Raw genomic sequence first — 21,498 nt, 5'->3', positions numbered from 1 at the left:
GCCCGCGGCGCAGCAAGGCTGGAGGAGGAAGGGTCGGATGCCCGCACGGTTCCTCGTTCTGAGCGCCAGCATGGGGTCGGGCCATGACGCGGTGGCGGCCGAGTTGGCCCGCCGTCTCGAAGCGGCCGGTCACCACACGTCCCGCGCCGATGTGCTGGCCCTGCTGCCCTCGGGTGCGGGCCGCGCGATCCGCTCGTTCTACCGCGGCACCCTGCACCATCTGCCGTCTCTGTACGGCGGGTTGTACGCGGCGTTCTTCCGCAGCGGGTCCGGGCCGCGGCCCGGCAGTGCGCCGCTGGCGGTGCTGGCCGAGCGGCGGCTGGCCCGGCTGGTGGCACGGGAGCGGCCGGACGCCGTGGTGTCCGTCTTCCATCTGGCGGCCCAGCTCACCGGGCGGATGCGGGCACGCGGCACCCTGGCGGTGCCCGCCGCCGTGGTCCTCACCGACTTCGCGGTGCACCGGCAGTGGCTGCACCCCGGCAACGACCTGCACCTCTGCCTCACCCAGGGCATCGCGGACGAGGTCGCCGGGGCGCTGGGCCGGCCCGCGATGGCTTCGGGACCGCTGGTCGCCGGGCGGTTCCTCGGCCCGGTCCCGACGGCGGACCGCTGGCGCCACCGCCTGGGCCCGCCGGGCACCGACCCGGTACTCGTCTCGGCCGGAGCGTGGGGTGCGGGTTCGCAGGTGGTGCGGACGGCGCGGCTGGTGGGTGCGGCGGGCTACCGGCCGGTGGTGCTCTGCGGGCGCAACGCGAAACTGCGGCACGATCTGGCGCGATCCCCCGGTGTGCTCCCGCTGGGCTGGGTGCAGGACATGCCGGGCCTACTCTCCGCGGCCTGCGCCCTGATCGACAACGCGGCCGGGCAGACCGCACTGGAAGCGCTGGCGGTGGGCGTGCCCGTGATCGGCTACCGCCCCATCCCCGGGCACGGCGCGGAGGGCGTACGGAAGATGGCGCGGCTCGGGCTCACCGACCACGCCACCGACCCCTGGGCGATGCTGCGGTCACTGGACGCGCTGAGCCCGCCCGGACCGCCGCGCAGCTCCCGGATCGCGGCCGGACGGGACCTCTTCACGGCCGACGCGGTGGGACCACTGACGGCACTGGCACGGGGCGCGCTGCCCTCCGGCGCCGTACCCGGCTGACGGCTCGTACCGACGGCTCGTACTGATACCGGTATCGCCCGGAGTGCTCGGGGTACCCGTCGCCACCGTCCACGGACCCGACGCGCTGATGGACAACGCGCTGATGGACGACGCGATCACGACGGAGAGGCGGGTGAGGGGTGTGAGCACGGTCTTCGAGGACCGGCAGGCGGACACCGACGCATCGGTGGGCGTCCTGGTCTCCCGGGCATCCGAGCAGGTCTCGCAGCTTGTGCAGCAGGAAATGCGGCTGGCGCAGGCCGAGATGACACAGAAGGGCAAACGGTTCGGGGTGGGCGGCGGGCTGTTCGGCGGGGCGGGCGTGGTGGCGTTCGTCGCCTTCGAGGCACTGGTCGCCGCCGGAGTCGCAGCGGTGTGGCTGGTACTGCCGCTGTGGGCGTCGGCCCTGGTCGTCGCCGGTTTCCTGCTGCTGACGGCGGGGCTGCTCGCGCTGCTGGGCAAGTGGGAGATCGGCCGGGCCAAGCCGGCGGCGCCCCGGGAGACCATCGCCAGCGTCCGCAGTGACGTGGCGCAGATCAGGGAGGCGGCACACCGATGACGCAGGAGCAGGGGACCGGGAAACCGCACAAGGCCGCCACCCCCGAGGAGTTGCGGGCCCAGGTGGAGCAGACCCGCGCCGAGTTGGGCCGCACCGTGGAGGCGCTGGCCGCGAAGGCGGACGTACGGGCGCTGGCGCATCAGAAGGCGGACGCGGTAAAGGCCCGGCTGCATCCGATCCGGCGGCGGCGTGCCCAGGAGGGTGCCCACCGCAGGCACGGCGGCAGGCTGCGGCGGCTGGTCGGCAAGGAACGCCGGCACCACGGCGGGGGCGCGCACCGCGGCCGGCCGCACCCGCTGCACGCCCGCCGCGGCCGCGAGGCGCCCACCGCGCCGCGTACCACTCCGCTGCCGGAGGGCCCGGGGCCGGTACCGGTCGAACACCACCGTCCGGCCCACTCCGATCGCTCGGGCCCCCACGCCGGGATGGTCGCCGCCGGAGCCGCGGCCGCCGCGGCGGCGGTGATCGTGGTGGCGGGCCGCGGCCGGCACCGCGACTGACCGGCCCCGCGAGAGCCGGAGGCCTACGGTCGGCCGACTCGGGCGGCGGGTGGGGGCGGTGCTGTCTAGCGTGGCAGCGTGACGCGGCAGACGACGGCTTCCTCCCGGTCCGGCGGTCGGCGTGCTCTCCACCGCTGGTGGGAGGCGCTGCTGGCGGTGGTGGCCGCGCTGTTCACCATGCTGGTGCTCGCCTCGCTCGGGCTGACGGCGGCGGGGGCCGCCGATCTGCCGCAGGGCGGCTTCGGCCGGGTGCTGGCGGCGACGGTGGTGACCGCCGTCGGCGGCTCGATCGATGTGTCCGGGGTAGCGGGGGCGATCGCCGGGACCGAGGCGGGGGTGTCGGTACTGCCGCTGTCGGTGGCCCTCGGCGGGGCGCTGGTACTGGGTGCCGGTTTCCTGCGGCCGCTGCGGCGTGGGGAGTTGGCCGGGATCTGGGAGCTGGCGGGGTGGGTGGGGCGGCTGGCGGTGCTGTGGCTGCTCGGGCTGCTCGCGCTGGCCTGGGCCGCGCGGCACACGTTCCGGTTGTCGCTGAGCGACCCCGAACTCAGCGGACTGGGCGAGCTGTTCGGCATCCGGCCCGAGGTCCGCTTCGCCGCCGATGTGCCGCTCACCGTGGTCTTCGGGATGCTGTGGCTGGCCGGGGTGCTGGTGGTGTCCCTGCTGGTGACGGGGGCCGCGCCGCTGCCCGGACGGTGGCTGCGGCTGCGCGAGTCGCTGTCCCCGGTGGCGTACGCCATGGTGGGTGTGCTGCTGGTGTGTGTGGTGCTGGGGGTGCTGGTCGCGCTGGTGGTGGCGGCGACCCATCAGCAGCCGGCGCGCACCTTCGCGGTAGTGCTGCTGGGGTTGCCCAATCTGGTGTGGCTGGCGTTCACGCTCGGCCTCGGCGGGGTGTGGCACGGGCGGGTGGAAGGGCCGTTCGGGCTGCCGATGCCGGAGGTGCTGAACCAGGTCCTGCGTACGCCCCATGTGTCCCGGCTGGATCTGGGGACGCTGGCGGAGCACGACGGGCGGGTGTGGTGGCTGGTGGTGATCGACGCGGTGCTGCTGGTGGGCGCCGGTTTCACGGCGGCGGCGCGGGGCCGGCCCGGTGTCCCGCTGTGGCGTCACGCGGTGCGGCTCGCGCTGGGGGTGGCGGCGACGGTGCTGGCGGTGGCCCTGCTGGGCCGTGTCTCGGCGTACTTCGGGCTGTCCCTGCTGGGCATCGGCGATCTGGGCGGCAGCCTGTCGGGACGGGTGCTGCTGCGGCCGGAGGTGTGGAGCATGGTGGGTCTCGGTCTCGCCTGGGGGGCGGTGTGCGGGGTGGCCGGTGCGCTGCTGGCACGGTGGGCGGGGCTGCGCGGGCGTTCCGGCGCTGAGGGCCTGGTACCGCGGCAGACCGAGAAGCCGGACCCACCCGCGGACCCCGAGTAGGTGGGCATGACGCCCGCTCCGTCGGGAACCCGGTGGGCGATGCAGCCGCAGCGGTGTCTGCGCGATCGACAGCCGAGACCGAGAGCCGCACAGCGAGAACGAGGAAGGACCCATGGACACCCAGCACTTGGAGAAGCTTCCGCAGTCGCCGCCCGCAGCCGACCCGGTGCGCGGTACGTGGCGCCCCGGCACCGTTCGCACCTGCATACCGGCGCGGACCGGCCGTGCCGGTTACCGGGAGCCCGAGGAGCCGGACGGCAACCCGCAGATCGTGCGCGGGGAGGACTGACCGGCGGCGGGTGGCCGGTGGCTCGCTCGGCGGCCATCCTGGGCGTATGAACGATACGAGCGTCCCGCCCGACGGGAACTGGAACGCGCTGCTGCGGGACCAGATTGCCTGGCACTGGTCGCACCAGCTCCGCGACCGCCTCACCGGACTCACCGACGCCGAGTACTTCCGGGAGCCGGTCCCCGGCTGCTGGAGTGTGCGGCCGCGGGGCACCGGTACCGCGCCCGTACAGGCCGGTTCCGGTGCGATGGTCATCGACTTCGCCCTGCCGGAGCCGGAACCGCCGCCGTTCACCACCATCGCCTGGCGGCTCGCCCATGTGATCGTCGGAGTCCTCGCGGTACGCAACGCCGCCCACTTCGGCCGGGCGCCCACCGACTACCCGTCCTTCGACTACGCGGCCACCGCCGACGAGGCCCTCGCCCAGCTCGACGCCGAGTACGCGACCTGGCTGGCCGGCGTCGAGTCCCTCGGCGAGGAGGGCCTCACCCGGCCGTGCGGCGAAGCCGAAGCCCCGTGGGGAGACCGGCCGATGGGCGCCCTGGTCCTGCACATCCACCGCGAACTCATCCACCACCTCAGCGAGGTGTGCCTACTCCGCGACCTCTACCGGAACACCGCCCCGGACGCACCGCTCTAAGAGACTGTCGACCAGACTCAGAGCGGCTTGCGCCATACCGAGATGTGCTTGGTGGAGTCCTGGGTGAAGGGCGCGCCGTCCCAGTCCTGCACTCGGCGTTCCAGCTCCAGTCCGGCGATCCGGGCCATCAGGTCCAGCTCCGCCGGCCAGGCGTAGCGGTGGCGGGAGGTGCCGCGGCGGTAGCGGCCGTCGTCGCCGTCCCGGCTGAAGTGGTGGGAGACCAGGGTCTGTTCGACCATGTCGACGGTGTCGAAGCCGACATGCTGATCGGAGACGTCGAACGGCACCGCGAGCTGGGTGGGCGGCAGGAAGCGCAGCGGTGGCACCAGCAACTCGATGACGAACCGGCCGCCGGGCCGCAGATGGCGTGCCGCGTTGCGGAAGCATTCGACCTGCTCGTCCTGGGTGAGCAGATTGGTGATGGTGTTGTAGACGAGGTACACCAGCGTGAACTCGCCGGGGACGACGGTGGTGGCCATGTCTCCGACGGTGACCGGGAGGGTGTCCGCGTCGACCTTGCGCCGCAGTACGTCCACCATGGGCTGGGACAGGTCGATGCCGGTGACGGGCACTCCGCGTTCCCGGAGCGGGACGCCCACCCGTCCGGTGCCGATGGCGAACTCCAACGCCGGTCCGTCTGCGGCGAGTTCGGTGAGGAAGGCGAGGATCGGGCCGAGTACGGCGGCCGAGGACAGGTCGCTCTCTCCGGCGTCATAGCGTTCGGCGGTCGCGCGGGTCCACAGCTCACTACTCGTCATATCCGCCACTCTGCCGACCCCGGAGACCAGTGTCGAAGCATTTTCCGTCCACCGCTCCACGACCACCGGCCACCGCCCGCCCCTCGGTTACGGTGGCCCGACGGCCGGGCTACGGAAGGCGAACGACGTGCTGAGGATGACGGACGGCCGCACCGGGCGGCGGGTGGAGGTGCCCGAGGCAGGACGTGCGCTGCTGCGGATGCGGGTGTGCCTGCCGGAGCCGGAGGACGGCGGGGAGCTCGCGGTGGCCGGTTTGCGGGTGCTGCTGGTGGCCGATCTGCTGGTGCGGACCCTGGAGTCGGGCGGCCGGCAGGTGCTGTACGAGGTGCGGGCCGACGGTGATCCGGCGGTGGTACGGAGGGCCGTGGACACCTTCGGTGCGCATCCGCCGTCCGGTCCGGTGGGGGTGCCGGGGGTGACGGTGTGTCCAGCCGGTTTGGCCGGGGCGGAGGGCGTCCGGGTCGAGGTGGGCGGGACCGGGGCGGAGCCGGGTGCGCTGGACGGGGCCGATCCGCTGGCGGCCCGGCTGGCGCTGCTCGGCCACGGCTACCGCGACCCGCTGCGGCTGACCGCGGCGGAGGTCGCGGAGGCCGGGCGGACGCTGGTCAACTGGCGGCGCCAGGTGGCTACTTGGGCCCGGCAGCCGTCCCGTCCGGTGCCGCCGGAGGTGACCGCGCGGGCCGAACGTGCGCTCGCGGACGACCTGGACACCCCGGGCCTGCTGGCGGTTCTCCGGCAGGCGGGCACCGGACCGGAGCTGGCACCCGGCGCCCGCTTCGAGACCTTCGCCCTGCTGGACCGCTGGCTGGGCCTGGAACTCACCCGCGAGGTGGGCCGGGACTGAGCGGCCCCGGCAGCCGTCCGTCACACGGTGGGGCTGCGGTGGATCTCGTACTGCTCGATGAGTTTGCCGCGGGCGGTGCCGAGGCGGCCGGCGAGGATCTCGGCTATGACCCGCAGCAGCACCACGCCCAGCTTGGGGTCGCTCTCGTAGAGGCGGCGTACCGGAGCCGCGTCGAACTCGTCGGCGCGTACCGGGCTCGCGGCCTCCGCGCCGAAGTCCCACCGGTACGGGGGGAAGAGCCAGGACCAGCCGAGGAGGTCGCCGGGGCCGAGGGGTTCCACCGGGACCTTGCCGCGGCCGGGCACCTTGAGGTCCAGAGTGACGGAGCCAGACCTGATCACCCAGAAGCGGTCGGCGGTGTTCCCCTCCTCGAAGATCCGTGCGTCCTGGGGGAAGGAGACCTCGCGGGCGAGCGCGAGGAGCCGGTCGCGGTCCTCGCGTGGCAGGGCGGTCAGCAGTCGCTTGGCGGATTTCATGGCGGTCCTCCTGGCGGGCGGTGCCTCACGCACGCGGGGCGGGGGTGCGGGAGCCGATGCCTGTCCCAGACGTCTACCCCGATGCCGCCCGGGCCAACTGGCCGACTCACGGCCGGTCCCGCGTACGGGGCGGTGTCCTGCGGCTCCGGAACCGGACGGGGTGCCCGGCGGCCCCGGCCAGCAGCAGTACCAGGGCCAGTGCCTGGATGGCGACGGTGACCAGGATCAGGGCGTGCACCGACCGGTCGTAGAGGGCGCCGGAGAGGAGGCCGCCGAGGAAGGCGGCACCGCCGGTCACCGCGGCGAACAGTCCGTAGGCGGTGGCCCGGCGCCCCGGCGGCACCAGGTCCGCGACGGTGGCCCGCAGGGTGGACTCCTGCACACCCATCACCGCGCCCCACACCAGTACGCCGCCGACGGCCGCGGCGACCTGGGTGGAGAAGGCGAGCCCGGGGACGGCGGCGGCGAGCAGGGGCAGCGCGGCCAGTGCGCGGGGCCCGATCCGGTCGTAGGCCCAGCCGGTGGCGAGGGCGGCGAGGGCGGCGACCGCCATCGCGGCGGCGTACACGAGAGGGACGGCGGCGGTGGGCAGCAGGCGGTGGTGGACGAGGTGGAAGGAGAGCACTCCGAAGGTGGCGACGCCGGCCAGGGTGACACCGCTGAAGACGGCGTAGGCCCAGAAGCCGCGCTCCATGGGGATCCGCCGCCCGCTGCCGGTGGGTGGTTCCTCCTCGGTGGGGGCGGTGCTCCAGCGGGTGGGTCCGGCGGCGCGTTCGTAGCCGGCCGGGTCGGGGACGCGCAGCCGGAGCCAGACCAGTACGGCGAGGGTGGCGACGCCGGGGGCGGCGAGCACCGCCAGCGAGGGGCCGTAGGCGTCGTGGGTGAGGGCGAGCATTCCGGCCACGACGAGGGGGCCGATGAGTGCCCCGGTCTGGTCGAGTGCCTCGTGGACGGCGAAGCCGCGGCCGCGTCCGGTGGCGGCGGTGGCGTGGGACAGCAGGGTGTCCTTGGCGGGGCTGCGGACCGCCTTGCCGACGCGCTCGGCGACGACCAGGACGCAGGCCGCCCACAGCACCCCCGCCAGACCGAGCAGCGGCACACTCACCACGGTCAGGGTGTAGCCGGCGATGGTCCAGGCCCAGAAGCGGCGGGTGCGGTCGGCGAGCGGCCCGGACACCAGCCGGAGGACGAGCGCGGCGGTCTCGCCCGCTCCGGTCACCGCCCCGACCACCAGCGCGGAGGCGCCGAGGGAGGCGAGCAGGGGGCCGGTGACGGAGCGGGCGCCCTCGTAGACGAAGTCGGCGAGCAGGCTCACGGTGCCGAAGGCGACGATGAATCGCCAGGGGCGCAGTGCGGGCCGCCCGCCTCGGTTCACTCGGTGTCCCTCCCGGCGGAGGCCTGGACCGCCGCGTCGATCGCGGCCTGGATGCCCTGCTCGGTGGCCTCCTTGGTGAGGCCGAGGCCGGTGAGGAGGCCGTGGCCGTTCTCCTGTTCCAGGAGGGCGAGCAGGATGTGCTCGGTGCCGATGTAATTGTGGCCCAGCCGGAGCGCTTCACGAAAGGTGAGTTCCAGGGCCTTCTTCGCGTCCGGCGCATACGGGATCATGTCCGGCACCGTGCCGGCGGCGACCGGCAGCAGCGGCTCGGCCGCGGTGCGTACCGCGGTGGCGGTGGCGCCCTGGGCGGCCATCACCCGGGCGGCGATCCCATCGGGTTCGGCGAGCAGGCCGAGGTCGAGGTGGAGGGTGCCGATGCGGTCGTTGCCCGCGGTCCGCGCCTCTTCCTGGCCGGCGATCAGGACGTTGCGGGCACGCGGGGTGAAGCGGCTGAAGTCCTGCGCGAGGTCGTCGGCCGAGCCCTTGGGCACGAAGCGCTTCTGCGCGGCCTGGCGGGTGACGCCCATGGTGTGGCCGATGTCGGTCCAGGAGGCGCCGGAGCGACGGGCCTGGTCCACGAAGTGGCCGATGAGGTGGTCGGCCACTTCACCGAGGTGCTCACCGGCGACGACGGCGCCGGCGAGCTGGTCGAGGCTGTCGGTGTGCGACTTCTTGATGGCGTCGATCAGGTCGTCGAGACGGACGGGTACGGGGATGCGCTGCGGTTCACTCATGATGTCAACGATAGGTTGACACTCCGCCGACTGTCAACTGCGAGTTGACAGCACGCGACCCGGTCCCGCGCACAGGGCATGACGGGGCCGGGTCGGGTGGTGGAGTGAGGTGAGGTGAGGCGAGACAGGTGCCGCGGAGGTGTGCCGGGCAAGCGCCTTGGTGGGACGGGGAGTTGGGGCCGGCGCCCTGGGACCGGCGGTGGGTCAGCCGAGGAGGAAGTCGGCCTGGCCCTGCTTCACACCCTCCAGGAACGTGAGCACCTCATGGCGGGTGTAGACGAGCGCGGGACCCTCCGGGTCGGTGGACTGGCGGAAGGCGACACTGCCGTCCTCCAGCCGCTTGGCCTCGACACAACTCCCGCCGTTGGTACCGCTCCAGGGCTTGTGCCAGCCCTCACGGCCCAACTCGGAGGCGGGCATACCGGTGTGGACGGGTCGCATGGATTCCATGGATCACAACTCCTTACGCAGTTCTTCCAGGATGGTCCTGGTTCTGGCGACTGGCTCGGCCTGGACGGTCATCCGGTCCAGGACCTGGAGATAGGTGACGACATCGGCGTGCTGGTCGACATAGACGGCGCCGGCGAGGTTCTCCGTGTAGACGATGTCGGGGAGTTCGGAGAATCCGAAGCGGAAGTAGTGGAAGGGTCCGTAGGCGCCGGGATGCGGGCCGGCGGCGAAGGGCATGATCTGCATTCTGACCTTCGAGAAGTCCAACACCTCGATCAGATGGTCGATCTGATCGCGCATCACCTTCGTCCCACCCACCGGGCGGCGCAGGACCGTCTCGTCCAGCACTGCCCAGATCGCCGGTGACTCCGGCTTGGTCAGCAGATCCTGGCGGCGCAGGCGCAGGCTCACCCGGTGCTTGATGCTCTCCTCGTCCTCGTGGGGGAAGCCGACCCGGATCAGCGCGGCGGCGTAGTCGTCGGTCTGCAACAGGCCCGGCACGTAGTGAGGTTCGTAGAGGCGGATGACGGTGGCTTCGCTCTCCAGGCTCACATAGGCGCGGAACCAGTCGGGCAGGACGTTGCGGTACTTGTACCACCAGCCCGGTTGGTTGGCCGTGCGGGCCATGGAGACGAACTCGTCGATCTCGGTGTCGGAGACACCGTAGGTGCGCAGCAACTCCTTCACATAGGGGATGCGGAGTCCGACCTCCGCCTTCTCGATACGGCGCACGGTCAGTGCGGTCACCTCGATGGCGCGGGCGGCTTCCTCCAAGCCCACCCCCGCCTGCTCACGCAACTGCTTGAGCCGCTTGCCGAGGACAATCCGCAGGACAGTGGGTGCACTGCCACCGCCCGAGCGACTGTCGCTCACGTACCTACCTCCCGCACCGTCTGGCGAGCAGTCTGCCACGCCACCAGCGGTCGAAACAGCAGTCGAACAGATCGATCTGAAATTATCAGAACGCCGGTTGCGGAACGAGACTTCAGGGCACCATAGTGATCGAGTGACCTGTCGCACATTGCGCGACGGCGCCCCCCAACGCCGTTAGGTCTACGTGGAGTTGAGCATGTATCAGTCCATGTCCCGCCCCTGCGGCGGTCGTTCGGGGGGCGTCCCGAGCAGGACTGCGGTCGGCCGCTCACCGGTCCGCTCCGGCGGACCGCACCCCCCTCTGAGACGACCGCGCCGCGAGACCTGGATGGCGACCTTGACCGACGGACAGGCGAGGAGCCGCCGCGCCGCACAGGCCGGTGCCCGCCCCTCCCGCACCGCCGGCGGCAGCCCCTCCCGGACGAACACGGCACCAGCGGTGGACGACCGGCGCCGGATACCGGGCCCGCGCCGGCCCGGCCCCAGCATCGACCCGGGTGACATGGCGTACACACCGATGCGGTCGGCAGACGGTATGCGCCAGGGAGGCAGCCAGATGGATCCGAGCGGACTCGGCCGCTCCGTAATCGACGTGGACTTCCGGCCGGTGGCCGGGGAATCGCGTGACCGTATGGAGCGAGCCGCCGCCCGCCCGGCGCCGCAGCAGGGACACGACCTGCGGCGCCCTTTGCCCGCACGGCTGGAGACCACGGTCCCCGCCCACCCCTCGCACGCAGGCCGGGTACGCCGCCTGGTCGGCGCGCAGTTGCTCTGCTGGCGGCTCGGCCGGCTCCGCGACGACGTGGTACTCGCCACCGCCGAACTCTTCGCCAACGCCGTACAGCACGCGGGCAGTTCGGACCCGCACGACGAACTGCTGCTCAGCCTGGAGTGCACCGGTGAGCGGCTGCGGGTCGCCCTCTCCGACTCCTCCCCGCTGCTGCCGCGCGGCCGGGAGGCCGGTGCCGGTGCCGAGTCCGGCCGCGGCCTGTCCATCCTCGCCGCCCTGGTGGACGACTGGGGCACCGCGCCCGCACCCCTGGGGCGCCCCGGAAAGCAGGTGTGGTTCACGGTGGCCACCAAGGAGCCGGCATGAACAGGGTCGACGGGGCGGCGCAGCAAGGCAGTTCGGTGGACGGGCGGCAGCCCTCCGAGGCTCCCGGGCTCGCCTGCGAGCTGCTGGCCCGCGCCGAGGAGGACCGTCGGCTGACCCGCCGGGCGCACCCCGCCGCGACCGACCTGGAGCGGCGCCGGATCGCCCAGTGCCGGCGCGACAACACCCGGGCCCTGCGGAAGGCGGTGGCCCAACACGGCTGGCCTACCACCGGACTTGTCGGCGAACAGGCGTCCACGGCGGCCCTGATGATCCTGCTGCACGCCGAGGACGTCGGTTTCCAGTTGACCTGCCGCGATCTGATCGCCCGGGCCGCGGCGGACGGCGACTGCCCGGTGGTGCACCACGCGTTCATCGCCGACCACTGCGCGGTGGAACTGGGCCAGCCGCAGTTCTACGGCACCCGGGTCGACCCGAAGACCCTCGCGCCGTACGACACACGGCAGTTGCCGACGCTCGACGAGCGCCGCCGCGATGTGGGCCTGGGCCCGCTGGCGGACCAGATGCGCACCCTGCGCCTGCCTCGCTGACGGCTCCGGACACCGCCTGAGAAGCGGGTACGGCTGTGCCCTGTGGACGCGGGTCCACGGGGCACAGTGGGCCGGCCGTGCCGTCAACGGGCCGGCGGCGAACGTCAGTCCGGCTCCACCTCGCACTGGCACTGCGGCACGGTCCTCGGCACCGGCGAGACCGTCAACTACAGCCAGGGCCAGGTGCACGGGCTGACCAAGACGGATGCCTGCGCCGAACCGGGCGACTCCGGTGGCTCCTTCATCAGCGGTGACAAGGCGCAGGGTGTCACCTCGGGCGGCTGGGGCGACTGCAAGGGCGGCGGGGAGACGTGGTTCCAGCCGGTGAACGAGATCCTCGACCGCTACGGGCTCACCCTGGAAACCGCCTGACCTCCACCTGACCTCTGTAGGCCTCGCCCCGATCGGCGGCATGGATCCCTTCGGGGCGGGGACCCGTGGTGCCTGCCCCGAGGGGGTCCCGCGCCACCTCCGGCTGCGGATGCGGATCCGGAGGGGCGCGGCGATCCTGATGAGGGGCGGGGCTTCTACGGCAAGGAGGGTGACCCATGTCCGTCATGGACAAGATCAAGCAGATGCTCAAGGGCCATGAGGACCAGGCTGCCAAGGGTGTCGACAAGGCAGGCGACATGGTCGACAAGAAGACCGGCGGCAAGTACCAGGACCAGGTCGACAAGGCCCAGGACCAGATGAAGGACCGCCTCGGCCGGCAGGACCCGCCCCAGCAGTGAGCCGGTCAGTCCGCCGGGCTGCGTCCGGTGGAGGTGACGGTGAGCGCGCCGACGGGGCAGGCGCGGGCGGCTTCCCGGACCAGGAGTGAGGTCAAGTCCCCTGGTTCCGGCAGCAGTTCGCTGAGCCCTTCGTCGTCCTGGGTGAAGACCGCGGGTGCGGTCAGGGCGCACATTCCGGCGCCGATGCAGCGGTCCCGGTCGACCCTGATGTCCGGGGCGGGGGTCACCAGGCGACCGGGAGTTCGAGCATCCCCTGGATGGTGTCACCGGGTTTGAAGGGGATGCGGTCGGCGGGGACGGCGAGGTGGAGTCCGGGCAGCCGATCGAAGAGGGTGCGCAGGGCCGCCCCGCTGAGCTGATGCAGAGCCGCCCGGTGCACCTGCCAGGCATGACGTTCAACCCTTCCACCGAGAGCCCGGACCAGCACTGGCCGGGTCCATTCCGTCATCTCGAACATCCGACCCTGCCGTTGAAGCGTCGATGAGTTGGTTCGATAGTCCGGCACTGCGGGTGCAATCTCGGTCCTTAGTCGCCGCCGAGGTAGGCCGCGGTCGTCCGCGCCGCGCGTGCCTGGGCCTCACCCGACGGTGCACCCGCCTCGTGATGCGCCGACGCCCAGGCGTTGGCGGAGCGACGGATCAGCTCGTGACCCTCAGTCGTGCTGGAGAAGGCTTCCATCTCACCAGAGGAGAAACCCGGCGCACCCGCGAGACAAAGGGAGAGAGCCCGCAGCGACTCCTCCCACCCGATGCCTACCGCAGCCGGCCCATAGGTCTCCCAATGGTCATTGGACGGGACACGGTGTGTCAGGCGGAGCACGGTTCGATCTTCCTCGCCCGGGACGAGGTCGACATCGACGTGGCTGACATCGCCTTGATACTCCCAGGTGATCGCGAGGTGCCGGGCCGGTTCGCATCGCAAGATGTCGCCTTCCGTGCCGCTACTTGTCAGCAAGTATCGGCTGCCGAGGGTGAGGTCACCGCGCACGGGCTCGAACCAGCGCGAGAGCCGCTCGGGATTCGTGCACGCGTCCCACAAGTCCTTCGTGTTGGTGTCGAAGCTGCGCTCCAGGATGACCTGGTGGGAGTCGCCGCTGGTCGCAATCCTGCGGATCACTCGGTTGATCTCATCGGCAATGTTCATGAGTCCTCGTTTCCTATTGGTGATTTGCCTCGGCGGACTTCGGCGTCAAGAGCGGACAAGGCCTCACTCCACAGTCCTCGGAACTGATCGAGCCACACGTCGATCTCGCGCAACGCGACAGGATCGAGGGAGTAGAGCCGCCGCGAGCCATCAGACCGGGAGTGCACCAAGCCCGACTCACGCAGCCGCCGGAGGTGACGCGAGGTGGCCGGCTGAACCAGTCCGAACTCCGCGTCCAGGACCTCGACAAGCTCACCGGCAGGTACCTCGCGGTCGGCAAGGTACTCCACGACGCGGCGACGAGCAGGGTCAGCCAAGACAGCGAAAGCATCCACAGGGGCTTCATATAACAGATCTGTTATATGCGCTGCTCAAGCTGCTCCCTCAAACACTTCCGCACAGCCAACCCGCTCCGCATGTCACAACAGAGGACGATCCGGCACACGTGATCCGCATGAAGCTCACACCGCAGACCCAACTCCGTCGGAGTGCGGAACCCCGGCTGTTCCGGCACTTCGATCACCGGGCCCTGCCGGTGACCGGCAGCGCGTAGGCGGAGACCAGGTCGGCGGGGGCGCCGGCGCGCACCATGGTGTCGAGGAGGCTGTCCACGGTCTGCTGGATGCGGGGGCGCAGTGCGGTGATGCGTTTGAGGGTGAACCCCGGTATGAGCAGGCGCCGTTGGTTCGGCCAGTCGGTCGCCGGGTCGTGAACTGGCCTGTCTGCTACGGCCGTTGGGCACCGGAAGCCTGCCACCGGGCGCCGCGCCAGGTCCTTGCCAGGGCGGGCGGCCGGTGGGGCCTTCGGGGCCGGATATGTCGGGTGGCTGTCGGTGGGCGCGGCGCTTTCGCGCCCTTGACCGGGAGACAGCGAGCGAGCGGGGCCGTCTCAGGCGCCGCGGGCCAACATGCCGCGGAGGAACTCGGCCTGCCCCGCGTGCTGGAGGTCGTCGCCGAGGACGCTGACCAGCCGTACGCCGAGGGTGACGGGTGGGGTCCAGCCCTCGTCGACGACGCGGTCCAGCTCGTCCTCGGTGAGCCCGTCGAGGTAGGCGAGGGTGCGGGCGTGCACCGCGTCGTAGTAGTCGAGCAGCAGCGCGCCGTCGTCCACCGTGACCTGGGCGACCTCGCGGGCGGTGTGGCCGTAGCCGGTGGCGTCCTCGGCGTGGGGCAGGCCAAAGCGGGCCGCCCAGCCGTCCTCGGCCCAGGCCTGCGGGCGGCCGGCCAGTTCACTGATGTGGTCGTCCTGGACCCGGGTCAGATGCCACACCAACCAGGTGACGGAGTTGGTGCCGGCCTCCGGCTGCCGGTTGAGCTGCTCGGGTGCCAGCCCTTCGACCGCGGTGTGCACGGACTCCTGGATCCGGCTGTACGCGTCGTTCAACAGGGCCTTGACGTCCATGAGTTGTCCTCCGTCGGTGGGTGCGGTCGCGGGGGCCGGGCGTGCGCTGGGCCCCGCCCACTGTGAACCACCGGCCCGGTCGCGGCCTCCCCGCGACACGGTGCGGGGTGTCGCCGGGCTTATGTGACGGCGAGGCGGTGCGGGGCGCCGGGGCCGCGGGTGGCTGAACTGCGGTCAGGTGATGGGGAGTTCGGCCCAGACCTGTTTGCCGCCGCTGACCGGGACGGTGCCCCAGGCCGCGCTGACCGCCTCCACCAGCATGATCCCGCGGCCTCCGGTGGCCTCCCAGCCGATGCTGGTCGGTTTGACGGGGCTGCGCGGCGACTTGTCGCTGACGGCGATCCGGAGGCGGTCGTTGATCAGCGTCAGTTCGAGCCGTACCGGTCCGTCGGTGTGCACCACGGCGTTGGTGACCAGTTCGGACACCACCAGCAGCGCCAGGTCCACATCCGCGGCCACGCCCCAGGTGCGCAGGGTGCGGCGGGTGAAGCGGCGGGCGTGCCGCGGCGCCTCCGGTACCCGCCAGATCGTCCAGCTCTCCCGCCGCGGCCGTACGTCCATGCCGTCGTAGCGGAGCATCAGCAGGGCCACGTCGTCATGGCGGTCGGCGCCGGCCAGCAGGGCGTCGGCGACGAGGCCGAGGTCGGCCGGGTCGGCGTCGTGCAGTGCGGTGCAGAGGCGGGCCAGGCCCTCGTCGAGGTCCAGGTCGGAGGCCTCCACCAGGCCGTCGGTGGTGAGGACGAGGAGGCTGCCGGGCTGGAGGCGGAGCGGGGTCATCGGGTAGTCGGCCTCGGCGACCACACCGAGCGGCGGCCCGCCCTCCGTCTCCACCGGGACCGCGGTGCCGTCCGCGTCCCGTACCACCGGCGGCAGATGCCCGGCCCGTACGCACCAGGCGGTGCCCTGTTCCATGTCGATGTCGGCATAGAGGCAGGTGGCGAAGAGGTCGCTCTCCATGCCGGTGAGGAGCCGGTTGGCGTGGGAGACGACCACATCGGGCGGGTGGCCCTCGACGGCGTAGGCGCGCAGCGCGGTCCGCATCTGCCCCATCAGGGAGGCGGCGCCCGCGTTGTGCCCCTGGACGTCGCCGATGACCAGGGCCACATGGTGGTCGGGCAGCGGGATCACGTCGTACCAGTCGCCGCCGACGTCCAGGCCGACGGTGGTGGGGAGGTAGCGGGCTTCGGCGGTGCCGCCGGGCAGGTCGGGGAGGCGGCGCGGGAGCAGGGCCCGCTGGAGCAGGCTGACGAGTTCGTGTTCGGCGTCGAGGGCGTGCACCCGCATGAGTTCCTGCCCGGCGAGTGCGGCCGCGGCGGTGAGCAGGGCGCGTTCGTCGGCGCCGACCTCGTGCGGCCGGTCCCAGCCGATCACGCAGAGCCCGACGGTGCGCCCGGCGGCCGGCAGCGGCAGTACGGCGAGGCCGCCGGGGCCGACTTCGGCGAGGGTCGGCTCCAGCGGGGCGCCCGCGGGGTGGAGGACGGGCCGGCCTTCGCGGAGCGCGTCGGCCAGGGTGGGCATGGCGCGTACCGGGGCGTCGGGCCATTCGGAGCGCCATTCGGAGCGCCACACCTCGGGCCAGGCCTCGGGCTGCGGCGGGTCGAGGACGGTCACGACCAGCCGGTCCGCGTCCAGTTCGGCGAGCGCGACCCGGTCCGCGCCGAGGGGGTGGCGCAGGGCGGTGACGATGGCCTGGCCGACCTGGCGGACGCTGGTGGCGGTGGCGAGTACGGCGGCGAGGCGCTGCACCCGGGACACGTCGTTGACGCCGCGCCGCAGCTTGGCGGGGTCGACGACGGTGCCGAGGAGGCGGGCGGGACGGCGGGCGGTGGAGGGGAGCACGGTGCCGCGCAGCCGCAGCCAGCGGGGTTCGCCGGAGGTGCGGCGGATGCGGAAGTCGAGTTCGCGGTCCCCGATCGCCATATGGTCGGCCTCCACCACCGACATCAGGGTGGGCAGGTCCTCGGGGACGGTGAGCGCGAGGAGGCTCTCGACCCGGCCGTCGAAGTCGCCGCGGGCGATGCCGAAGAGGTCGAGTACGGCGTCGTCCACGTCGATCCGTCCGGTGTCCATGGCGAGTTCGAAGGCGCTGCGGGGTTCGCCGGAGGTGGTGCTGCGGGCCTGGCCGATGGGCGGGGGCGCGGAGGCGGCCGCGGCGAGCACGGCGAGGCTGCCGCGCTCCGGGGCGCCGAAACCGTCGGGCCGGTCGTCCGCGGCGAGCAGGCAGCCGCCGTCCGGGTCGCCCGGGGTGAGCGGCAGTACGGAGAGCGCCATCGCCGCGCGGTCCCGCCCGGCGGCGGATGTTCCGGGGCCGGGTGCGGTGGGCAGGTGGAGCGGGCGGCCGGTGTGGTGGACGGTGGCGACGGGCGAGTCACCGTCGGCGGCGTAGCGCTCCTGGAGTCCGTAGAGGCTGCGGGGTACCCCGGCCGAGGCGGCGACCGTGAGGCTGCGGCCGTCCTCGTCGGGGAGGTAGAGGGCGGCGTGTGCGGCGCGGGTGAAGACGAGGACCTGTTCGAGGACGGCCTGGGCCCGTGCCGGTGCGTCCAGGTCCGAGGGCAGCGCTTCGAGTGCGAGATCGATCCGCAGCGCGCCCTTTCCCCGTCCCGTCGAGTCGTCGCAGGCCACAATCCGCCATTACAGCGCCTTCCGCCCCGTTGCGCACCCCTGTCCGCCGCTGCTGTCCGCAAGGTGCCACCCTTCTCGGCCGTCGTTTCCCGCCCGGTGGGGTCACATCTGTCCGAAAAGCCGTGCCGCGCACCGGAGTTGGGCCGTTTCGGCGGGCACCTTCGTCTACGCTGCGGTCGGCGCGCGACGTGGGGGCCGGAGAGGAGTGCGGGGTGCGGGAGGTGAGTGTGGTCGAGGTGGCGGCCGGGGTGCATCTGGTGGACGGCGGCCACACCAACTGGGTGGTGCTCGCCGAGGGGGACCAGGTGACCCTGGTGGACACCGGCTACCCCGGCGACCGGCGGAAACTCCTGGCCTCGCTGGCGGCACTCGGCCACCGCCCTGAGTCGGTGTGCGCGGTACTCGTCACCCATGCCCACAGCGACCACCTCGGCTCGGCCCGGTATCTCCACGCCCGCCACGGCATCCCGGTCCTGCTGCACGAGGCCGAAGTGCCGCACGCACGGCGGGAGTTCCTGCACCAGATCGCTCCGGGCACGGTACTGCGGAACCTGTGGCGGCCGCGGATGCTGCGGTGGACGGTGCGGGTGGTGCGCTCCGGGGCGCTCGCCGATGTGCGGGTCGCGGCGGCGCGGGCCTTCGACCACACCGCGCCGCTGGATCTGCCGGGACGGCCGGTGCCGGTGCCCACCCCCGGGCACACCCTGGGGCACACCGCCTTCCATCTGCCCGCCGCCGGTGTCCTGATCTCCGGAGACGCCCTGGTCACCGGGCACGCCCTCACACCGCAACCGGGTCCGCGGCTACTGCCGGACCTCTTCCACCACGACCGGTCCCTTACCGTGGCGGCGCTCGACACCCTGGAGCCGCTGCCCGCGGACGTACTGCTGCCGGGACACGGGCCGGTGCACCGCGGTCCGCTGCGGGAGGCGGTGGCCCGGGCCCGGGAACTCGCGGGGGGACATCCGGACGGTCGGTGAACGCGGACCGGTCCCAACTCGCCTGCCGCGCACCGGGGTTCGCCGAAGGCACGGATGGCCGGATCACTAGGGCTGGTCTCCGCCCCGGGCGAGCGGTCCCGGACCCGGTACCGTCACGAGGCACGTCAGTACGATGGGGGCGACCGCGACTCATGCGAGGAGCCCCCGTGCGCGACATCGCCGTCTTCAGCGGTAGTGCCCATCCCGAACTGGCCGCGGAGGTGTGCACACACCTGGGGGTGCCGCTCTCCCCGGCGCGGCTCAGCCGCTTCGCCAACGACTGCCTGGAGGTCCAACTCCAGGCCAACTGCCGGGAACGCGATGTGTTCCTGGTCCAGCCCCTGGTGGCGCCGGTGCAGGAGCACCTGGTGGAACTGCTGCTGATGTGCGACGCGGCACGCGGCGCCTCCGCGGGCCGGATCACGGTGGTCATGCCGCACTACTCGTACGCACGCTCCGACAAGAAGGACGCGCCGCGGATCTCGCTCGGCGGGCGGCTGGTGGCGGATCTGCTGGGCGCCGCCGGAGCGGGCCGGGTGCTGGCGATGACACTCCACTCGCCGCAGGTGCACGGCTTCTTCTCGATGCCGGTGGACCATCTGCACGCACTGCGCGAACTCGCCGCGCACTTCCGCCGCCTCGACCTGAGCCGCACCACCGTCGTCTCCCCCGACCTCGGCAACGCCAAGGAGGCGGCGGCCTTCGCCCGGATGCTGGGCGCCCAAGTCGCCGCCGGCGCCAAGCAGCGCTACGCCGACGACCGGGTCAGCATCAACTCGGTGATCGGCGAGGTCGCCGACCGCGATGTGATCGTGCTGGACGACGAGATAGCGAAGGGCAGCACGGTACTTGAACTCCTTGACCGGCTCAGGGAGTTGAAACCGCGCTCGATCCGGGTGGCGTGCACCCACGGCCTGTTCGCGGCGGGCGCGCTGCGGCGGCTCTCGGAACAGCCCGACGTACTGGAGATCGTGTGCACCAACACGGTGCCGGTAGCCGAGGAGGAACACACCGGCAAGCTGACGGTGCTGTCCATCGCACCGGCCCTCGCGGAGGCGGTGCGCCGCATCCACAACGGCGAGTCGGTGAGCGCCCTCTTCGAGGGCGGCTGAGCGCGCGGTGGCCCCGGTGTGCCCGCCGACCCGCCTCGGGTAGGGTGTGCGGTCCGAGCGGTACCGCAGACGATGTCAGGGAGGTGAGTCCGATCAACGCTCAGTCCGGTCGGGTGCTCCCCCTCAGCCGCGGTTCGGTCCGCCGAGCCTGAGCGGCACACGGGAGCTCCCGGAGTCATTCCGAAAGGCTCTCTCATGTCGTCCGCTGAACACCAGCCGTCCCCACTCGACTCCCCTGCGCCGCACGCCGGTTCACCCTGCCCCGGCCCCGACGTGGTGACCCGACTGCGGGCCGCGGGATGCGTCTTCGCGGAGGACGAGGCGGAGTTGCTCGCCGCCGAAGCCTGCTCCCCGGCCGAGCTGACCGCCCTGGTCGACCGCCGGGTGGCGGGGCTGCCGCTGGAACAGGTGCTGGGCTGGGCCGAGTTCTGCGGGCTGCGGATCGCGCTGGAGCCCGGGGTGTTCGTCCCGCGCCGCCGCACCGAGTTCCTGGTACGGCGGGCGGTGGCACTGGCACCGCCGCGGCCGGTGGCGGTCGACCTGTGCTGCGGGTCGGGTGCGGTGGGTGCGGCGCTCGGGGCGCTGCTCCCGGTGGCCGAGCTGCACGCCGCCGATGTCGACCCGGCGGCCGTGCGCTGCGCCCGCCGCAACCTCCCCGCGGGCACCGTCCACCACGGCGACCTTTTCGCCGCGCTGCCCACCGCCCTCCGCGGCCGTATCGACCTGCTCGCCGCCAATGTGCCCTATGTGCCCACCGGTGACGTCCCGTTGCTGCCGCCGGAGGCCCGGATCCATGAGCCGCTGGTGGCGCTGGACGGCGGGGCGGACGGGCTGGCCGTACTGCGCAGGGTGGCGGCCGCCGCGCCGCGGTGGCTGGCTCCGGGCGGCCGGCTGCTGGTGGAGACCACCGAGCGGCAGGCCCCCTCGGCCGTCGCGGCCTTCACCACCGCCGGTCTCCGTCCCGAGGTGACCACCTGCGAGAACCTCGGCGCCACAGTGATCACGGGCACCCGCCCCGACGGTTGGAGTGCGCGTTCCAGACCTTGAGCGCGAAGTCATCCGGTGAACGCTCAGTCGGTGGTGAACGGGGCGTATCCGACGGGGACTTCGGTGACTTCCAGGTCGGAGAAGAGCAGGGTCAGCCGGTGGGCGTTGGTCTCGATGCGGACGTCATGGAAGTCCATGCCGAGGGTGTGCGACCAGCGGCGGGCGGCGTCCGAGCGCGGCAGCAGTTCCGCTCCCGGATACATCGGCTGCCACTTCACCCCCCCCCAGACGAACCCGTCGAGTTCCGCGCCGCTCTCGTGCTCAATGAGCCGGTCGTCCAGCGAGCGCCGCCAGATCTCCGCCGGTACCGCCGTCTCGCATCGGGCCTCGACGCAGTACCGGAAGAGATAGCGCAGATAGGCCGGCGGGATCCCGGTGCCGGGGTCCGCCGCCATATGGAACAGGACCTCGTAGTCCCGCATGTAGCCGGTGTAACCGTGGTGGACGAGGGCCTGGTCGAAGGTCTCGTCCAGCAACTGTCCCAGCACTGCGGCGTCCATCCCGCCGTTCTACCGCACGCTTGACCAACTGCCGTACGGAACACGGGCATTCACGGCTCCCGCCGCCCTGCCGGGCAAGGGCCGGTCGAAGAGTGGGCCGGGGGGGCCGCCCGCCCGCCCGGGGCGCCCCGGGGGGGGGGGAGGATGGGGGGGGGCGGGCGCGCGGGGGGGGGGGGGACCCCGCGCGCCCCCCCCCCGGGGTTGGTAAAGAACCCCCCGAGGGCGGGGGGGAGTAACCAACCCACGAGCGGGGGCGTGTTGCG

At 72.5% G+C, this 21,498-nt stretch carries 26 protein-coding genes and 1 pseudogene; 14 read left to right on the top strand and 13 right to left on the bottom strand.

Annotation, left to right across the window (positions count from 1 at the left end; translation table 11 throughout):
• Positions 1-37 precede the first annotated feature (37 nt).
• The 6 genes from ACFVST_RS26330 (at position 38) to ACFVST_RS26305 (ending at position 4,545) form a co-directional block, all read left to right on the top strand.
• Complete coding sequence (locus tag ACFVST_RS26330; RefSeq protein WP_390156071.1) at positions 38-1,147, top strand: galactosyldiacylglycerol synthase; 1,110 nt, start codon at positions 38-40, stop codon at positions 1,145-1,147.
• 43 nt (positions 1,148-1,190) lie between these two features.
• Positions 1,191-1,706, top strand: coding sequence for a phage holin family protein (locus ACFVST_RS26325; RefSeq protein ID WP_390156070.1), 516 nt, complete (start codon positions 1,191-1,193; stop codon positions 1,704-1,706).
• Positions 1,703-2,206 carry a DUF3618 domain-containing protein gene (locus ACFVST_RS26320; protein WP_390156069.1) on the top strand — a complete coding sequence of 168 codons (504 nt, stop codon included), beginning with the start codon at positions 1,703-1,705 and terminating at the stop codon, positions 2,204-2,206. Before ACFVST_RS26325 ends, ACFVST_RS26320 begins: the two co-directional genes overlap by 4 nt.
• 78 nt (positions 2,207-2,284) lie before the next feature.
• Positions 2,285-3,616 (top strand): streptophobe family protein, encoded by a 1,332-nt coding sequence (locus tag ACFVST_RS26315; protein WP_390156068.1) that lies wholly within the window; start codon positions 2,285-2,287, stop codon positions 3,614-3,616.
• A 112-nt stretch (positions 3,617-3,728) separates the two neighbouring features.
• Positions 3,729-3,905: a hypothetical protein gene (locus ACFVST_RS26310; protein WP_390156067.1), complete on the top strand. Its 177-nt coding sequence runs from the start codon at positions 3,729-3,731 to the stop codon at positions 3,903-3,905.
• 46 nt (positions 3,906-3,951) lie between these two features.
• Positions 3,952-4,545 (top strand): DinB family protein, encoded by a 594-nt coding sequence (locus ACFVST_RS26305; protein WP_390156066.1) that lies wholly within the window; start codon positions 3,952-3,954, stop codon positions 4,543-4,545.
• A gap of 17 nt (positions 4,546-4,562) precedes the next feature.
• Here the strand turns inward: ACFVST_RS26305 and ACFVST_RS26300 are convergent, their stop codons facing one another.
• Entirely contained in the window at positions 4,563-5,303 is a 741-nt protein-coding gene (locus tag ACFVST_RS26300; protein ID WP_390156065.1) for a class I SAM-dependent DNA methyltransferase, read from the bottom strand.
• A 136-nt stretch (positions 5,304-5,439) separates the two neighbouring features.
• On the opposite strand from ACFVST_RS26300, the gene ACFVST_RS26295 reads away from it, so the two are divergent.
• Entirely contained in the window at positions 5,440-6,147 is a 708-nt protein-coding gene (locus ACFVST_RS26295; protein ID WP_390156077.1) for a hypothetical protein, read from the top strand.
• A gap of 20 nt (positions 6,148-6,167) precedes the next feature.
• Here the strand turns inward: ACFVST_RS26295 and ACFVST_RS26290 are convergent, their stop codons facing one another.
• The 5 genes from ACFVST_RS26290 to ACFVST_RS26270 all read right to left on the bottom strand — a co-directional run bounded on the left by ACFVST_RS26290 (position 6,168) and on the right by ACFVST_RS26270 (position 10,055).
• Entirely contained in the window at positions 6,168-6,623 is a 456-nt protein-coding gene (locus tag ACFVST_RS26290; protein WP_390156064.1) for a cyclic nucleotide-binding domain-containing protein, read from the bottom strand.
• 106 nt (positions 6,624-6,729) lie between these two features.
• The gene (locus tag ACFVST_RS26285; protein ID WP_390156063.1) at positions 6,730-7,998 is read right to left on the bottom strand and encodes an MFS transporter; all 1,269 of its coding nucleotides are present in this window, start codon (positions 7,996-7,998) and stop codon (positions 6,730-6,732) included.
• Positions 7,995-8,732 (bottom strand): Clp protease N-terminal domain-containing protein, encoded by a 738-nt coding sequence (locus ACFVST_RS26280; protein WP_390156062.1) that lies wholly within the window; start codon positions 8,730-8,732, stop codon positions 7,995-7,997. Before ACFVST_RS26280 ends, ACFVST_RS26285 begins: the two co-directional genes overlap by 4 nt.
• 204 nt (positions 8,733-8,936) lie before the next feature.
• Positions 8,937-9,182 (bottom strand): DUF397 domain-containing protein, encoded by a 246-nt coding sequence (locus ACFVST_RS26275; RefSeq protein ID WP_390156061.1) that lies wholly within the window; start codon positions 9,180-9,182, stop codon positions 8,937-8,939.
• Between the two features lie 3 nt (positions 9,183-9,185).
• On the bottom strand, positions 9,186-10,055 hold the full coding sequence (locus ACFVST_RS26270) for a helix-turn-helix domain-containing protein (protein WP_390156060.1): 870 nt from the start codon (positions 10,053-10,055) through the stop codon (positions 9,186-9,188).
• Positions 10,056-10,611: 556 nt separating this feature from the next.
• Here ACFVST_RS26270 and ACFVST_RS26265 point away from each other — a divergent pair.
• The 4 genes and pseudogenes from ACFVST_RS26265 to ACFVST_RS26250 all read left to right on the top strand — a co-directional run bounded on the left by ACFVST_RS26265 (position 10,612) and on the right by ACFVST_RS26250 (position 12,430).
• Positions 10,612-11,151 carry an ATP-binding protein gene (locus ACFVST_RS26265; RefSeq protein WP_390156059.1) on the top strand — a complete coding sequence of 180 codons (540 nt, stop codon included), beginning with the start codon at positions 10,612-10,614 and terminating at the stop codon, positions 11,149-11,151.
• On the top strand, positions 11,148-11,699 hold the full coding sequence (locus ACFVST_RS26260; protein WP_390156058.1) for a DUF6624 domain-containing protein: 552 nt from the start codon (positions 11,148-11,150) through the stop codon (positions 11,697-11,699). Before ACFVST_RS26265 ends, ACFVST_RS26260 begins: the two co-directional genes overlap by 4 nt.
• A 105-nt stretch (positions 11,700-11,804) precedes the next feature.
• Positions 11,805-12,071: pseudogene (locus ACFVST_RS26255) on the top strand (S1 family peptidase); the annotation flags it as partial.
• A gap of 176 nt (positions 12,072-12,247) precedes the next feature.
• Complete coding sequence (locus ACFVST_RS26250) at positions 12,248-12,430, top strand: antitoxin (RefSeq protein ID WP_390156057.1); 183 nt, start codon at positions 12,248-12,250, stop codon at positions 12,428-12,430.
• A gap of 5 nt (positions 12,431-12,435) precedes the next feature.
• On the opposite strand, the gene ACFVST_RS26245 is transcribed toward ACFVST_RS26250, so the two are convergent.
• The 6 genes from ACFVST_RS26245 to ACFVST_RS26220 all read right to left on the bottom strand — a co-directional run bounded on the left by ACFVST_RS26245 (position 12,436) and on the right by ACFVST_RS26220 (position 17,596).
• Positions 12,436-12,657: a ferredoxin gene (locus ACFVST_RS26245; RefSeq protein WP_390156056.1), complete on the bottom strand. Its 222-nt coding sequence runs from the start codon at positions 12,655-12,657 to the stop codon at positions 12,436-12,438.
• The gene (locus tag ACFVST_RS26240; RefSeq protein ID WP_390156078.1) at positions 12,654-12,878 is read right to left on the bottom strand and encodes a hypothetical protein; all 225 of its coding nucleotides are present in this window, start codon (positions 12,876-12,878) and stop codon (positions 12,654-12,656) included. The genes ACFVST_RS26245 and ACFVST_RS26240 overlap by 4 nt, the downstream gene beginning before the upstream one ends.
• A gap of 77 nt (positions 12,879-12,955) precedes the next feature.
• On the bottom strand, positions 12,956-13,573 hold the full coding sequence (locus ACFVST_RS26235) for an SRPBCC family protein (protein WP_390156055.1): 618 nt from the start codon (positions 13,571-13,573) through the stop codon (positions 12,956-12,958).
• The gene (locus ACFVST_RS26230) at positions 13,570-13,908 is read right to left on the bottom strand and encodes an ArsR/SmtB family transcription factor (RefSeq protein ID WP_390156054.1); all 339 of its coding nucleotides are present in this window, start codon (positions 13,906-13,908) and stop codon (positions 13,570-13,572) included. The genes ACFVST_RS26235 and ACFVST_RS26230 overlap by 4 nt, the downstream gene beginning before the upstream one ends.
• A 553-nt stretch (positions 13,909-14,461) precedes the next feature.
• A complete protein-coding gene (locus ACFVST_RS26225; RefSeq protein WP_390156053.1) occupies positions 14,462-14,974 on the bottom strand; it encodes a DinB family protein in 513 nt (170 codons plus the stop codon).
• A 174-nt stretch (positions 14,975-15,148) separates the two neighbouring features.
• Positions 15,149-17,596, bottom strand: a complete 2,448-nt coding sequence (locus ACFVST_RS26220) for a SpoIIE family protein phosphatase (protein ID WP_390156052.1) — start codon at positions 17,594-17,596, stop codon at positions 15,149-15,151.
• 212 nt (positions 17,597-17,808) lie between these two features.
• Here ACFVST_RS26220 and ACFVST_RS26215 point away from each other — a divergent pair, with 212 nt between their 5' ends.
• The 3 genes from ACFVST_RS26215 (at position 17,809) to ACFVST_RS26205 (ending at position 20,735) form a co-directional block, all read left to right on the top strand.
• Entirely contained in the window at positions 17,809-18,576 is a 768-nt protein-coding gene (locus tag ACFVST_RS26215; RefSeq protein ID WP_390156051.1) for an MBL fold metallo-hydrolase, read from the top strand.
• Between the two features lie 167 nt (positions 18,577-18,743).
• On the top strand, positions 18,744-19,688 hold the full coding sequence (locus ACFVST_RS26210) for a ribose-phosphate diphosphokinase (RefSeq protein WP_390156050.1): 945 nt from the start codon (positions 18,744-18,746) through the stop codon (positions 19,686-19,688).
• A gap of 195 nt (positions 19,689-19,883) precedes the next feature.
• Complete coding sequence (locus tag ACFVST_RS26205) at positions 19,884-20,735, top strand: putative protein N(5)-glutamine methyltransferase (protein WP_390156049.1); 852 nt, start codon at positions 19,884-19,886, stop codon at positions 20,733-20,735.
• Between the two features lie 23 nt (positions 20,736-20,758).
• Here ACFVST_RS26205 and ACFVST_RS26200 read toward each other — a convergent pair whose 3' ends face one another.
• Positions 20,759-21,235 (bottom strand): hypothetical protein, encoded by a 477-nt coding sequence (locus ACFVST_RS26200; RefSeq protein WP_390156048.1) that lies wholly within the window; start codon positions 21,233-21,235, stop codon positions 20,759-20,761.
• Positions 21,236-21,498 lie beyond the last annotated feature (263 nt).

The organism is Streptomyces sp. NPDC058045, assembly GCF_042885635.1.
GTDB lineage: Bacteria > Actinomycetota > Actinomycetes > Streptomycetales > Streptomycetaceae > Streptomyces.
Note: the sequence above shows the minus strand (reverse complement) of the source record. Positions and strands in the feature narration are given on the sequence as shown.

What these genes read in the sequence shown, in the direction of transcription:
- ACFVST_RS26260 (WP_390156058.1), top strand. Translation starts at nt 11,148, where the DNA reads ATGAACAGGGTCGACGGGGCGGCGCAGCAAGGCAGTTCGGTGGACGGG.
- ACFVST_RS26310 (WP_390156067.1), top strand. Translation starts at nt 3,729, where the DNA reads ATGGACACCCAGCACTTGGAGAAGCTTCCGCAGTCGCCGCCCGCAGCC.
- ACFVST_RS26275 (WP_390156061.1), bottom strand. Translation starts at nt 9,182, where the DNA reads ATGGAATCCATGCGACCCGTCCACACCGGTATGCCCGCCTCCGAGTTG.
- ACFVST_RS26330 (WP_390156071.1), top strand. Translation starts at nt 38, where the DNA reads ATGCCCGCACGGTTCCTCGTTCTGAGCGCCAGCATGGGGTCGGGCCAT.
- ACFVST_RS26280 (WP_390156062.1), bottom strand. Translation starts at nt 8,732, where the DNA reads ATGAGTGAACCGCAGCGCATCCCCGTACCCGTCCGTCTCGACGACCTG.
- ACFVST_RS26240 (WP_390156078.1), bottom strand. Translation starts at nt 12,878, where the DNA reads ATGACGGAATGGACCCGGCCAGTGCTGGTCCGGGCTCTCGGTGGAAGG.
- ACFVST_RS26200 (WP_390156048.1), bottom strand. Translation starts at nt 21,235, where the DNA reads ATGGACGCCGCAGTGCTGGGACAGTTGCTGGACGAGACCTTCGACCAG.
- ACFVST_RS26305 (WP_390156066.1), top strand. Translation starts at nt 3,952, where the DNA reads ATGAACGATACGAGCGTCCCGCCCGACGGGAACTGGAACGCGCTGCTG.
- ACFVST_RS26235 (WP_390156055.1), bottom strand. Translation starts at nt 13,573, where the DNA reads ATGAACATTGCCGATGAGATCAACCGAGTGATCCGCAGGATTGCGACC.
- ACFVST_RS26250 (WP_390156057.1), top strand. Translation starts at nt 12,248, where the DNA reads ATGTCCGTCATGGACAAGATCAAGCAGATGCTCAAGGGCCATGAGGAC.
- ACFVST_RS26320 (WP_390156069.1), top strand. Translation starts at nt 1,703, where the DNA reads ATGACGCAGGAGCAGGGGACCGGGAAACCGCACAAGGCCGCCACCCCC.
- ACFVST_RS26300 (WP_390156065.1), bottom strand. Translation starts at nt 5,303, where the DNA reads ATGACGAGTAGTGAGCTGTGGACCCGCGCGACCGCCGAACGCTATGAC.
- ACFVST_RS26205 (WP_390156049.1), top strand. Translation starts at nt 19,884, where the DNA reads ATGTCGTCCGCTGAACACCAGCCGTCCCCACTCGACTCCCCTGCGCCG.
- ACFVST_RS26225 (WP_390156053.1), bottom strand. Translation starts at nt 14,974, where the DNA reads ATGGACGTCAAGGCCCTGTTGAACGACGCGTACAGCCGGATCCAGGAG.
- ACFVST_RS26290 (WP_390156064.1), bottom strand. Translation starts at nt 6,623, where the DNA reads ATGAAATCCGCCAAGCGACTGCTGACCGCCCTGCCACGCGAGGACCGC.
- ACFVST_RS26295 (WP_390156077.1), top strand. Translation starts at nt 5,440, where the DNA reads ATGACGGACGGCCGCACCGGGCGGCGGGTGGAGGTGCCCGAGGCAGGA.
- ACFVST_RS26265 (WP_390156059.1), top strand. Translation starts at nt 10,612, where the DNA reads ATGGATCCGAGCGGACTCGGCCGCTCCGTAATCGACGTGGACTTCCGG.